This is a genomic window from Bradyrhizobium sp. RDI18 (assembly GCF_043203335.1).
Classification (GTDB): Bacteria; Pseudomonadota; Alphaproteobacteria; order Rhizobiales; family Xanthobacteraceae; genus Bradyrhizobium; species Bradyrhizobium retamae.
In genome coordinates this window covers 4,119,823-4,132,210 of the sequence record NZ_JBICRN010000008.1, presented here as the reverse complement: position 1 = coordinate 4,132,210, position 12,388 = coordinate 4,119,823, and the positions used below count along the sequence as shown (strand labels likewise).

Annotated in this window: 12 protein-coding genes and 1 pseudogene; 10 read left to right on the top strand and 3 right to left on the bottom strand. The window is 62.8% G+C overall.

Translation table 11 applies throughout. The annotated features are described in order from the left end of the window. Window positions 1–37: 37 nt before the first annotated feature. A complete protein-coding gene (locus tag ACFXS9_RS29025) occupies window positions 38–676 on the bottom strand; it encodes a TetR/AcrR family transcriptional regulator (protein ID WP_392694744.1) in 639 nt (212 codons plus the stop codon). Between the two features lie 102 nt (window positions 677–778). Here ACFXS9_RS29025 and ACFXS9_RS29020 point away from each other — a divergent pair, with 102 nt between their 5' ends. The 7 genes from ACFXS9_RS29020 to ACFXS9_RS28990 all read left to right on the top strand — a co-directional run bounded on the left by ACFXS9_RS29020 (window position 779) and on the right by ACFXS9_RS28990 (window position 5,870). Continuing rightward, window positions 779–1,474 (top strand): PspA/IM30 family protein, encoded by a 696-nt coding sequence (locus ACFXS9_RS29020; RefSeq protein ID WP_392694742.1) that lies wholly within the window; start codon window positions 779–781, stop codon window positions 1,472–1,474. A 42-nt stretch (window positions 1,475–1,516) separates the two neighbouring features. Next, window positions 1,517–1,792 carry a YiaA/YiaB family inner membrane protein gene (locus ACFXS9_RS29015; protein ID WP_057841492.1) on the top strand — a complete coding sequence of 92 codons (276 nt, stop codon included), beginning with the start codon at window positions 1,517–1,519 and terminating at the stop codon, window positions 1,790–1,792. Between the two features lie 150 nt (window positions 1,793–1,942). Next, window positions 1,943–2,359, top strand: coding sequence for a hypothetical protein (locus tag ACFXS9_RS29010; RefSeq protein WP_392694739.1), 417 nt, complete (start codon window positions 1,943–1,945; stop codon window positions 2,357–2,359). A gap of 454 nt (window positions 2,360–2,813) precedes the next feature. Next, window positions 2,814–3,089 carry a YiaA/YiaB family inner membrane protein gene (locus ACFXS9_RS29005; RefSeq protein WP_392694736.1) on the top strand — a complete coding sequence of 92 codons (276 nt, stop codon included), beginning with the start codon at window positions 2,814–2,816 and terminating at the stop codon, window positions 3,087–3,089. Window positions 3,090–3,317: 228 nt separating this feature from the next. Further along, entirely contained in the window at window positions 3,318–4,358 is a 1,041-nt protein-coding gene (locus ACFXS9_RS29000) for a hypothetical protein (protein WP_392694733.1), read from the top strand. 11 nt (window positions 4,359–4,369) lie between these two features. After that, entirely contained in the window at window positions 4,370–5,569 is a 1,200-nt protein-coding gene (locus tag ACFXS9_RS28995; RefSeq protein WP_392700069.1) for a hypothetical protein, read from the top strand. Between the two features lie 94 nt (window positions 5,570–5,663). Further along, a complete protein-coding gene (locus ACFXS9_RS28990; protein ID WP_392694728.1) occupies window positions 5,664–5,870 on the top strand; it encodes a hypothetical protein in 207 nt (68 codons plus the stop codon). 158 nt (window positions 5,871–6,028) lie between these two features. On the opposite strand, the pseudogene ACFXS9_RS28985 reads toward ACFXS9_RS28990, so the two are convergent. Beyond that, window positions 6,029–7,299, bottom strand: a pseudogene (locus ACFXS9_RS28985) (IS701 family transposase). A 208-nt stretch (window positions 7,300–7,507) separates the two neighbouring features. Next, window positions 7,508–8,359, bottom strand: coding sequence for an SDR family NAD(P)-dependent oxidoreductase (locus tag ACFXS9_RS28980; protein ID WP_392694725.1), 852 nt, complete (start codon window positions 8,357–8,359; stop codon window positions 7,508–7,510). Window positions 8,360–8,551: 192 nt separating this feature from the next. On the opposite strand from ACFXS9_RS28980, the gene ACFXS9_RS28975 reads away from it, so the two are divergent. The 3 genes from ACFXS9_RS28975 (at window position 8,552) to ACFXS9_RS28965 (ending at window position 12,205) form a co-directional block, all read left to right on the top strand. Further along, window positions 8,552–10,048, top strand: a complete 1,497-nt coding sequence (locus ACFXS9_RS28975) for an aldehyde dehydrogenase family protein (protein ID WP_392694722.1) — start codon at window positions 8,552–8,554, stop codon at window positions 10,046–10,048. 374 nt (window positions 10,049–10,422) lie between these two features. Next, window positions 10,423–11,547: an alkene reductase gene (locus ACFXS9_RS28970; RefSeq protein ID WP_392694720.1), complete on the top strand. Its 1,125-nt coding sequence runs from the start codon at window positions 10,423–10,425 to the stop codon at window positions 11,545–11,547. Window positions 11,548–11,692: 145 nt separating this feature from the next. Beyond that, a complete protein-coding gene (locus tag ACFXS9_RS28965; RefSeq protein WP_392694718.1) occupies window positions 11,693–12,205 on the top strand; it encodes a GFA family protein in 513 nt (170 codons plus the stop codon). Window positions 12,206–12,388: the final 183 nt, after the last annotated feature.

Genomic DNA, 12,388 nt, shown 5'->3' with positions numbered 1-12,388 from the left:
TCTTCGAACGGACATTGGATGGGGATGGATTGGCCTGTCAATCGCGCGGGGTCGCGCTTCGCTTGCCCGGGACGATGGGAAGTGTCAGCCCATCGATCATCGCACCCACGATGGTCGCAATCTCCTTGCGCAACGCCTCGACCGGCACCGCGATTAGTTTTTGCTCGAGCCCTAGCAGCACCATGCCGTGCACGGCAGAGAAAAGACTGCGTGCCGTCACGCCTAGTTCGCCCTGCGTTCGTTGTGGAAACAGCGCGGCCAGCGGCTGATAGATGTGGCGGAACAGGTCCATCTGTTCGCTGATCGCCCATTCCGGCACCGACTTGCCCGGCGCCATGCGATGCTCGAACAGCGCGCGCCACAGTTCGAGATTTTCGGCGGCGAAATCGCAATAGGCGACCGCGATGCGGACCAGCGTCTCACGAGGCGAGGGCGGCCCTTCGGCTTCGGCAGACGTGAGCGTGGCGTCGAGCCGCGCCAGCGTGTGCGACCCCACGCGCAGGATCAGTTCGTCCACGTCTTCGACGAGATTGTAGACCGCACCGTTGGCGATGCTGATGTCCCGCGCCAGATCGCGCGTTTTCAGACCCGCCAGACCCCCTGCGGCAATCCGTCGCTCCGCCGCTTCGATCAGGGATTCCCGGAGCTTGGCTCGTCTTTCCAGTGCCTTAGACATCGTCCTCCGATCTTGAGCGACGTTCAAAATAATTCTTGAGCAACGCTCACGGTGCTGCTACAACCATTTCATGAGCAATGCTCATAACACAGGGAGCTACCAATGTTCAAAACTGTTTTGACGCTTTTCCGGGGCAGCGTGGCTGCCGCGGGAGAAGAACTGGAAGATCGTGCGGCGCTGCTCATTCTCGACCAGCAGATGCGCGATGCCGCCGCGGCGGTCGAACGTTCCAAGCGCTCGCTGGCGCTGGCGATCGCGGGCGACCAGCAGGAGGGTCGCCGTCTCGACGCCACCAATGCCCGCATCGCAGATCTCGAAGTCCGCGCCACCGCCGCACTCGATGGCGGAAGGGAAGATCTCGCCCGCGAAGCGGCGCAGGCAATCGCCAATCTCGAGGCCGACCGCGATGCCGCGATGACCGCGCGGACGCTGTTTGCGTCTGAAATCACGCGCATGAAGCGCCAGGTCGCCAGTGCCGAGGCGCGGATCACCGAGCTCGATCGTGGCCGCCGCATCGCCCGCGCGTCAGAAGCAGTTCGCGCGCTGCGAAGGGGCGGCGTCGAAGCCGCGCGCCCTTACGAATCCACGCTGCCGGAAGCGGAGAACACGCTGAAGCGGCTGCGTGAGCGCCAGATCGAGGCCCAGGCCGCCGCCGACGCCCTGGTCGAACTCGATGCCGCCACCGGACCGCAGGCGACCGCCGAGAAGCTCGCCGAACAGGGCTTTGGGCCACGCCTGAAATCAACCGCGGACGACGTGCTCGCGCGGCTGAACGCCAAACGCACGCAAGCTGCCTGATGCTGAACTTGATCGATTAACCCATATCAACAGGAGATTATCATGAACCAGAACGTCCAACCCCACAGCGGTGCCTGGGTTACCTTCACCTATGTTTCGTTTGCTGCCTCGGCCTTCATGGTCGCCGTCGGCGTGTTCTTCCTGCCGCTCGATCTCTGGATCAAGGGCTATCTCGCAATGGGCATCGTCATGCTGGTGCAGTCCTGCGTCACCCTGACCAAGACCGTGCGCGACATGCACGAGAGCGGCAAGCTGGTGAACCGCATCGAAGATGCCAAGGCCGAGCGGCTGCTAATGGAAGTTTCCAAGGCTGCTTGATTTCAAGGCCGCGTAACCTGTGACGCGGTGCTTGCGAAGGCGGATGGCGGGTGCCTCGGCATCTGCCGTCCGTCGGCGGCCATAGCGCCAGATTAGAAATCGCTGCTGTCCGGCGTCACGTCGGAAGACTCAAAGCAAGGATCGACTTCAATGAAACGAACCGTGATGTTTCTTCTGCTGGGGCCCTCGCTGGTCGCGCTTGCGGTGTGGATGGTTGCTGTTGCCATCGCGGGTCGGATCGACGACGCTTTCGTTGCACTATGCACAACAGCGTCCTTTCTGCTCACCTTGCCTGTATCGGCGATCACCGGGCTCGTGGACTGGTATCTTGCGCCCGCCATGCCGGCGCCCTTGAGGGCGCCTCTGACCGCAGTTATCGGCGCGGCTTTGGCCAGCGGCCTGTTTCTCACCTTGTTCACGATGATGTTCTCAAGGCCAGTGCCGCCAGAGATCATGAATGGCACGCTCTGCGCGGGTCTTTTCCTGGTGCTGCCGATGGGCGTGTGCTCGCTGTTGTCAAATGCGATCGACCGGCAAGGGCATTCGACTGAACCGGCCTGCGCGTGAAGAACCGATGTGCGGACCGCGTAACCTGTGATGAGGATGAACCCACCACCCAAAAAGGAAGCGAGTGAACCCCTGATCTGGCTAACAAGAAAGCTTGGCTGGCTTCTGTGCCTTGCGGGAGCACTGACAATGGTTTGGGCGGTACTCGGAGCCCTATGGATGTGCGTTTTATTTTTGACAGGCAGCTTCAGTTTCTCCAGCCTTGCTCTCGTCCTCGGAGCTGCCTGTCTTGGCCTTTGTGTCGCAAAGCTCGGCCTTATCATGTCTGGCGACTAACCTAGTCATTCAAACAATCATTTACCCTGCCACAACCTGAAGGTGCTGTGGTGATTGCTCATTAACCGACGCGGCCGCAGAAATGCGGGGCGGGTGAAGGTTGCGTAATGACTGCGCGAAACAGGCGCAACCGGTCTGCGATCTTCGATTGTCATACCCTCGTCAACAGGATGGCGCCATGAATCAAAATATCCAGCATCACAGCAACGCCTGGGTCACTTTCACCTACGCTTCGTTCGGTGCCTCGGCCTTCCTGGTCGCGATCGGCGTCTACTTTCTCCCCGTTGATCTCTGGATCAAGGGCTACCTTGCGATGGGCATCGTGATGCTGATTCAGTCCTGCGTCACCTTGACCAAGACGGTGCGTGACGTGCACGAGAGCAGCCGCTTTGTGAACCGCATCGAGGATACCAAAGCCGAACGGCTGCTGATGGAAGTTTCCAAAGGTTCGTAATTCCGCGGCTTCGTAATTTCAAAGATTTATAATTTCCAAGGCCGCGTAACCTGTGACGCGGCGCTGGCGAGGCGGGCGGCGGATGCTTTGGCATTCGCCGTTTGCCTGCCTAGCAGAATGTTTGACCTCACCAACACATCGTTTACCTTCCTGCTACCGTAACGTGTTGCACTCATGGCTCCTTAACGGGCCGGGCGCACAAATCCGGACCGAGTGCGGGCAAGTGGCATGGCGTTTTTCTCGAGCGACAATTCGGCGATCCGTCACGCCTTGGGGCAGGTGCGCTCCGCCGCTACGCGTCTGGGCGGATATGGCCTCTTTTGGCTGAAGGCACTGCGCCAGCCCACCATCGATCTCACCCTGCGCACCCATACCGGGCTGGTCACGCAGATCGTCGAAGCCCCCGGCCTGTCGCTTTCCGAAGCCGAACTCGACGAGCTGGTCTCTCAATTGCGCGTCGTGGCGGCCAAGACTCTGCCGAAGGAGAATCTCACTTACGGAATATTCTCTGGCGAGCGCGAGCGGCTGTCGCGCGCCATCGTCACGCTGATCTCAGAGGAAGCAACGGGCCGGCCGATTGCCTTCAATGCGCTGTCGGTCATGAAGGTCGAGCTCGACGGCGAGCCGGTGGAGGTCACGCATCTCGGCCTGGTCATGGTCGATCCCGATGAGCGGGGGCAAGGGCTCTCCTGGGTGCTGTACGGCCTGACGGCGCTCGTTCTGTTTGCCCGTGACGGACTGCGTCCGAAATGGATCTCGAACGTCACCCAGGTTCCGTCGGTGGTCGGCATGGTCAGCCAGACCTTTTCGGATGTCTTTCCGTCGCCCCATCCGGATTCACGCCAGAGCTTTGCGCATCTGCAACTGGCACGCGGCATCATGTCCCGTCATCGCGCCGTGTTCGGCGTGGGTGAGGATGCCGGGTTTGACGAGGCGCGGTTTGTCATCACCAATGCCTATACCGGCGGTTCGGACGCGCTGAAGAAGACATTCGAAGCCGCGCCCAAACATCGCGACGAACAATATAACGCCTGGTGCGCGCGCGAGCTCGACTATGCCAGGGGCGACGACGTCCTGCAGCTCGGCCGCATCGACCTTGCCGGTGCCCGCCGCTACGTCCAGCGGGATGTGCCGGCCGGTTCATTGCCGGCGCTGCTCGCAGCCTCCGCCGTGCTGGCGTTGCAGCGGCTGATACTGCCGGTGGTTTACTGGCTCGACGATACGCGTCCGTTCGGCAACTTGCGGCCGTGGCGAGGGAACGGCCGATGACACCAGGTGAAATGACATCTGGCATGATCGCCGATTCCATCGTCAATCTCTGCGGCGCGATCGGGCTTGGCGTCGCCATGATCACGCTGCATCGGCGCGATCCCAAGGGCCCGCTGACGCGGCGTCTTCTGGTCGCGCTTGGTATTATCGCGCTGCTGTTCCTGGTGCGGGGCACCGCGTGGTGGAGCGGCAGCGCGGGGCTCAACAACCTGTCGGCAATTCCGGCCGGGCTGATCCCGCTCGGTGCATTGATCGTCACCGAAGGTATCTTGCGGCGCCATGCCCCGCGCCCGGCCAAGATCGCGCTTCTGAGCGGCGGCATCGCGCTCGGTCTCGCCGGCGCTGCCGGGTTGGAAACCCTCGCAGTGCCCGTCGCGATCCTGCTCGCGTTGTTTCAGCTTGGCAGCTTCGCCATCTGCGCCTGGTTGCTGGCGACCCGCGACCGCGCCACGCTGATGGTATCGGAGAATCGCATCGTTGGCCGTCTCGCCGTCGGCGCGATCTTGGTCATTCCCTTCATCATCACCGATTTCAGGGTGCTGTTTCCGGATATCCCGGTCAGGCTCGGGGCATTGGGAGCATTGCTCGTCGTTGCCGCGATATTGATCGCGGAACGCGGCGCAGAGACGCAGCGTCAGGCGTTGATGATGACGGCATTGCGGCTGTCGAGTTCGGCCCTTCTCGGTATTGCCGCGGCGTTTGTCGCGCCGGATGCCGATGCGGCGCAGGTCATGCGATTCTGCGCGATTGCGATCGCGGGCGTTCTCACCATCGGACTGATGGTGGACGCGCTGCGCGCCCACTTTGAATCCCAGGTGCCCGGTGTTCTCAACTCCGTCGCGGCCTCGCCAGCCAGAACGCGCGACGCGCTGATCGCGGAACTCGCGCGTCATCCAATCTTCGAGAGTGCCCGGCGTTATCGGGAGAGCGAACTCTCGAGTTTCGATCCGCAACTGCTGCGCGATTTTCTCTCGACCCGGCGGGTGCTGCGCCGGCCCGATGCGCCGTGGGGCCTGACATCGTCCGATCCGGCCGTCGAACGCGTGGTATCGCTGCTGGCAGCCAACAGCGCAACGCACCTCATCGTGCTATCGCACGATCCGGTCGACGTCATCACACTAGCAGTTCCCGTGATTTCGGCCGATCCGGCCACGGAAACCGCGCTTGCCCTGCTGCGGCGCCTGCTGGCGCTGACGCCGGAGGCGACGTGATATTCAGTCCCACGATTTTTCACGCCCGGCTTACGAAACGTGTTGCGACTGTGATAAGACCGCCGCCGTAGCGGGTTCATGACGAGGCAGCCCAATGTCGAAGCAAGCGATGCGTGAGGAGGCCGAGCGCCTGATCCGCGAGACGATGGAAAAGAAAAACATCGTCGTGAAGCAAGGACAGACCAGGATCGAGGCGGTCTGCGGCAAATGCGGCGCGCCGAACCGCGTCCAAGCCGAGAAGGGTGCGACCCGCGTCAAATACGCCTGCAAGCAATGCGGCGACAAGCAGGTAACGCTGTAGCGCTCGGTTTGTAGGGTGGGCAAATCCTACTGCGTCACATGTGCCATCTGCGATAACGAACGGTAGTGTTTCCGCAACAGGGACATCGCGGGAGGTGGTCTACGAGCGCCTTGATCAAGCGCACGCGCATAGTCGCGATCGAGTTTGGAATGTGGCGTTCAGGCCGCAAGGGCGGATCCGCGGGGTCGATAACCGTCGGGTACCGCAGACGTCGAGAGCAGCGCGGAGGAAGGAAGTCCTGAGGGGGAATCGCGGCCCGCTCGCGGACCAAGAATCCGTAAGCCGCGACGCATAGCGTGGCGTGGTGATGGAAGCCGCGCCATCCGCGCCCTTCGTAGTGCCCAAGCCCGACCTCCTGCTTGAGCTCCTGATAGTCGCGCTCGATCCGCCAGCGCATCTTGGTGATATCGACGAGCTGGCGGAAGCTGATCTCTGCCGGCAGTGTGGAGAGCCAGTATTTGTATTTGCTGAGCTGGGTTTCGCCCTCCGGCCACTCGATCAGCAGCCACTCCTCTGCGACCTGCCCGGGGATTGCACCATTGTACCCGACGCGTACGCGCACCCGTGCAAAGCGCGAGGACAGCCAATTGGCCGAGCCTTCGCGCCAGCGGATCGTGCGCCAGGCGTGCCTGGGTAGAGCACGCACCACTTCTTTGGCCGAGATCAGATCGGGCTCATTGCGTCGGCCGTTATTGTTGAGCGATTTGTCGGGCCGCTTCGGACCGGTGCCAGGCGCCCACATCACCACGTTCGGCTGAATGCCCACCACATAGCTCAATCCCAGGGCAGACACGCTCGTGCGCAATCGCGAGTCACGGCCGTAGTCGAGGTCCATCAACAGCACCCCAAGCGGAAGGCCCGCCGCGTGCGCCCGTTGGATCAACTCGAGCGCAATCTGCTGTTTGGTCTTGAAGCGGATGTTCTCAGGCACGCCGGCCCGATCCCGACGCGCGCGATCCTCGGCCCACTCTTTCGGCAAATAGAGCCGATACCCGACCGGCAAGCTGGCAAAGTGGTTCGCAATCGATAGCGACACTGCCACTTGGCAATTGGCTTCCTTGCCAAGCTGCCCGCAATACTGCGGCTTCACCCCAACCGAATGTTGGCCCTTCTTCGGGATGCCGGTGTCGTCGATGATCCAGACCTTGATCGGCCCGTGCTTCGTGATTGCCGGCACCACCAGTTCGCTGACCTTGGCCAACACCTTCTCGTCCGACCAACCGCCGGCACCGACAAAATGCAGCAACGACTGGTGCTGCGCCGAGACACGCGCAGGATCGGTCCGCGCCGCCATCGGCTCTACGCTCTTGCGCTCGCCCGGCAGGATCAGCCCGGTGCAGTAGTCGCGCAGCGGTCGAGCCCGATCCGCGTGACCCATCGCGCTCGCAAGTTCCTCAACGTAGGACGCAAAGCGGATGTCGAGATTCATCTTAGCCTCCACGCTAGGCTTGAATCTCGCAACTATCTGATTCTTCCACCTTATCGCCCGCGACCGTTTGACTCAGTAGGACAAAGGAGCATAGCGACGTGTCCACCATTTTAATGCCGCGCTCGCGATGGTGGGCACGCGGAGCCTGTCATCGGGCGCGCGTTGCGCGACCCGTTGGCTTTGCCCACCCTACGATTCCACCGTCCGGCTACTCCCCCTTCACAAACCTGGCGAACACCTCCGCGTAATCCGGATGCCAACGCGATAGTGCGGGGCGGTTCTCCACGATATCGCCAATCGCCCACAGCATGCGCCGCTCGTCGAGTTGCCGTGGCACGTCGTTGTCCGGACAGAGGATGTAAAAGTCGCCGGCGTCGATGCGTTCGATCATGAAATCGATCGTTTGCTCCGGCGTCCAGGCGCCGGGCGGCTTCTCGGTGCGGCCGCGCGCGGTCAGGGGAGTGAAGACGTGGCCGGGGATCATCAGATGCGCGCTGATCTTGCAGCCCGGCAGGTTCCGCAATTCGTGCTGCAGCGCTTCTGTCTGCGCTTTCACGCCGGCCTTCGAGACGTTGTAGGCGGGATTGCCGGGCGGCGTCGTGATGCCTTGCTTGGAGCCGGTGTTGATCACGAGGCCGGGCCGTCCGCGTTCGACCATGTGAGGTACGAAAACTTGCGTGCCGTGAATGACGCCCCACAGGTTCACCGCGAGAATGCGCTGCCAGTTCTCCAGCGGACCAAAACTGTTGCTGTCGGGGCCAATGCCGGCATTGTTCATCAGGATGTCGGTGCCGCCGAACCGTTTTTGCACCGCGGCTTCCAGGCCCGCGACCTCATCGAAACAGCTGACGTCGACCGATGCCGTCATGATGTCGGCCGCGCCGCCTTTGGCGACGGCTGCCAGTCTGGCCGCGGCCTCGGCGAGGCGCTCGGCGCCGATGTCGGCGATGCACACCTTCATGCCAACGCCGGCCAAACGCATCGCGGCGGCGAGTCCGATGCCGGAGGCGCCACCCGTGATCACGGCAACATGATTTGGCGACATCGCAGGATGGGGCATCGTCATTCTCCGGACAGATGAGGTATGTATTCGCAGGTTGACACCTTAGACTACCATGGACGAACGGGCATGGGAGGTCTTCGCATCGGCCGCTTTCCGCGATCATCCGGCCGCAGTACGGTTTCATGCCACCGCTATAGATCCGCAAACATAGCGGCATAGGATTCCAACCGATATCAAGGGAGTGTAAACATGGCTGTCACGCAGGCAATTCCGATCACGCGCCATCCTTACGCGGATGGTTCCTACAAGAGGATGCTGATCGACGGCCAGTGGGTCGACGCCGCCTCCGGCAAGCAGTTCGAGACCCACAATCCGGCGACCGGCGAATTGCTCGCGACCGTCGCCGAAGGTGACGCGGAGGACATCAACCGCGCCGTGTCGGCGGCCCGCCGCGCCTTCGAGGGACCATGGAGCAAGGTCAAGCCGTATGAGCGGCAGGGCCTGTTGCTGAAGCTTGCCGATCTCGTCGAGAAGAATTTCGAGGAGCTGTCGCAGCTCGACACGATGGACATGGGCGCGCCGATCAGCCGCACCCGCGGCAACAAGCTGCGCGTGCTCGGCATGCTCCGCTATTACGCCGGGCAGGCGACGGCGCTGCACGGCGAGACCATCGAGAACTCGTTGCCCGGCGATATCTTCTCTTACACGTTGAAGGAGCCGGTCGGGGTGGTCGGGGCGATCATCCCCTGGAACGGCCCGCTCGCCGCGACCGTCTGGAAGATCGGTCCCGCGATTGCAACCGGCTGCACCGTCGTGTTGAAGCCCGCCGAGGAAGCGCCGCTGACCTCGCTGCGGCTCGCCGAGCTCTGCATGGAAGCCGGCGTCCCGCCTGGCGTCGTCAACGTCGTGCCCGGCTATGGCGAGACCGCCGGCGCGGCGCTGGCGTCGCATCCCGACGTCGACAAGGTCGCCTTCACCGGCTCGCACGTCACGGGGCAATCGATCATCCGCGCCTCCGCCGGCAACCTCAAGCGCGTGTCGCTCGAACTCGGCGGCAAGTCACCCGACATCGTGTTCGCCGATGCCGATCTTGACGCGGCGGTGCCGGGCGCCGCGATGGCGGTGTTTGCCAATTCCGGGCAGATCTGCAGCGCAGGTACGCGGCTGTTCGTCGAAGAGAAAGTCTATGACGAATTCGTCGGCCGTGTCGCCGAATTCGGCAAGAAGCTGCAGGTCGGTAACGGCCTCGATCCGGGCACGCAGATCGGGCCGTTGGTCTCGCAGCAGCAGATGGACCGCGTCGCCGGTTACCTGGACATCGGCCAGAAGGAAGGCGCTAAAGCAGTGGCCGGCGGCGGCCGCCTGACCGAAGGCGCGCTCTCCAAGGGCTTCTTCGTGCAGCCGACCGTGTTCGCCAACGTGCAGGACAATATGCGGATCGCGCAGGAGGAAATCTTCGGCCCGGTGATCTCGGCGATCTCCTTCAAGGATACCGACGAACTGGTCAAGCGCGCCAATGCGACCACCTTCGGCTTGGGCAGCGGCGTCTGGACCACCAATGTCAGCAAGGCGCACCAGGTCGCGAAGGCGCTGCGCGCTGGCTCGGTCTGGGTGAACTGCTATCAGGCGATGGACCCGGCCGTGCCGTTCGGCGGTTACAAGATGAGCGGTTACGGCCGCGAGTCCGGCAAGCAGCACGTCGAGGAATATCTCAACGTCAAGGCGGTCTGGATCAAGACGGCCTAGCGCCGCGTGGGGATTGCGCTCCCTCTCCCGCTTGCGGGGAGGGCTGGGGTGGGGGCTCTCTCCGCAAGTCATAATGTGGAGAGAGCCCCCACCCGGATCGCATTATTCAATGCGATCCGACCTCCCCTGCAAGCGGGAGAGGCGAAGAGAGCCCGCGGCGACTTCGAGCCATCACTTTCTTTTTATCGGCTGGCCGCTCTCCTGGGCCGTCCGATCTCCTTGAGCAGCGCCACAGACGCCGAGCGAACGAAGCGGCTTGCCGTTCGGTTTTTGCATGGAAGATGTGCTCGCTCGCCTCGAGGCTACACGTTGCGTCCGAAACCTTTACGAACAAGCTGAAGCGGTTACATCCGTATCAACATTCTGGAAGAGACATGAATTATCCATCGTTGTTCTCGCCGCTCAAGGTCGGCCCCTATCGGCTCAATCATCGTCTCGCGTTGGCGCCGTTGACGCGGATGCGAGCGGCGAAGCCGAGCCTCGCGCCGCGGCCGCTGAATGCGGAATATTATGCGCAGCGCGCGACGCCGGGCGGATTGCTCATCGCCGAAGCCTCGCCCGTGATGGCGACGGGCTTCGGCAGCCCCGGCGTTCCCGGAATCTATACGGAAGCGCAGATCGAAGGCTGGCGCGAGGTGGTCGATGCCGTTCACGCCAAGGGCGGAATCATTTTCCTGCAGCTCTGGCATGTCGGGCGCGTCTCGCATTCCTCCTTCCAGCCGGGCGGCGTGTTGCCGGTCGCGCCATCGGCGGTGCCGATCGCCGACCTGAAGACGGGCACGGCAGACGGCAAGGCGGTGCCCTACGAGACGCCGCGTGCGCTTGAGACATCGGAAATTCCGGGCGTGATCGACGCCTATCGTCAGGCCGCGAAGAACGCGCTTGCCGCCGGCTTCGACGGCGTCGAGGTGCACGGCGCCAATGGCTACCTGATCGAGCAGTTCCTGCAGTCGCACACCAATCTGCGCACCGATCAGTATGGCGGCTCGATCCCGAACCGCGTGCGCTTCCTGATGGAGGTGACCAAGGCCGTGGTCGAGGTATGGGGAGCCGACCGCGTCGGCGTGCGGCTGTCGCCTTATGGTGTCGCCAACGGCAGCGGCGAGCCGGACCCGATGCCGCTCTACACATATGCCGTCGAACAGCTCAATCCGCTTGGCCTCGCCTACCTGCATTTCATCGAGCCGCGCTCCTCCGGCGCCGGCCGCGCCGAGGTCAACCACCAGAACGTGCCGTCGGCGATGGTGCTGTTCCGCCCGATCTGGAAGGGCGTGCTGATCACGGCCGGCGGCTTCACCGGCGAGACCGCCGATGCGGCGATCAGGAATGGCCATGCCGACGCGGTCGCTTTCGGCCGCATCTTCATTTCGAATCCGGACCTGCCGCGCAGGCTGCAGCGCGGCTTCCCGCTGACGCCCTATAACCGCGCGACGTTCTACGGCGGCGATGTGACAGGCTATACGGATTATCCGGAGCACAACGAGCTGGAGCAGGCGTGAACCACTCCGTCATTGCGAGCGAAGCGACTTGTCCGCCGAAGCCTTGGCGTAGGCGGAAGCAATCCATGCCTCAACAAGCGGATGGATGGATTGCTTCGTCGCTCCGCTCCTCGCAATGACGGAGTGTGAGAGCAGGACCCGAAAAATGTTTCCTGAAACCGAACTGGAGCAAAAGAAAACCAAGGCCGTCTCACTCGGCAAACCCGCCGCGGGCCAATGCCTGTGCGGCAAGGTCGCCTTCGAGATCGACGTGCCGGCGCGCTGGGCCTGGCACGATCATTCGCCGGCCAGCCGCCGGGCCCATGGCGCGGCGTACGCGACCTATGTCGGAAGCTGGCGCAAGCGCTTTCGCATTACCAAGGGCAAGGCCAGTCTCACGCGATACGAGGACGAGGCCACCAAGACGGTACGCAGTTTTTGCTCCAATTGCGGCACGCCTGTCGTCTATGAGCGTCCGCGCTCGCCGCACATGGTCAACATCCCCCGCGCGCTGTTCTCCGGCCGCACCGGCCGCCAGCCGCTCTATCACATCGCGATCGAGGAATTGCAGGAATGGGCCTATACCGGCGAGCCGCTGGTGCCACTGAAGGGATATCCCGGCGTGGTCTGGCAGCGCTCGAAAAAGAAGAAGCGCGCGGACCGTGAAGGGATGGTCTAGAGCGTGGACCCACTACGCGCAGCCAGCCATAGCCGGATGCATGCGAGCTGGACGAAGGCGATAAGGGCCTTGAATCACGGCAAGACAGTCCGGCTCAATGTGACCCGCCAAGGAGCGGGTCGGACGCTATGCACCCGAAAGCGGAGTTATTATGCTCACCCTGAGCTTTGTCGTTCTTGACCC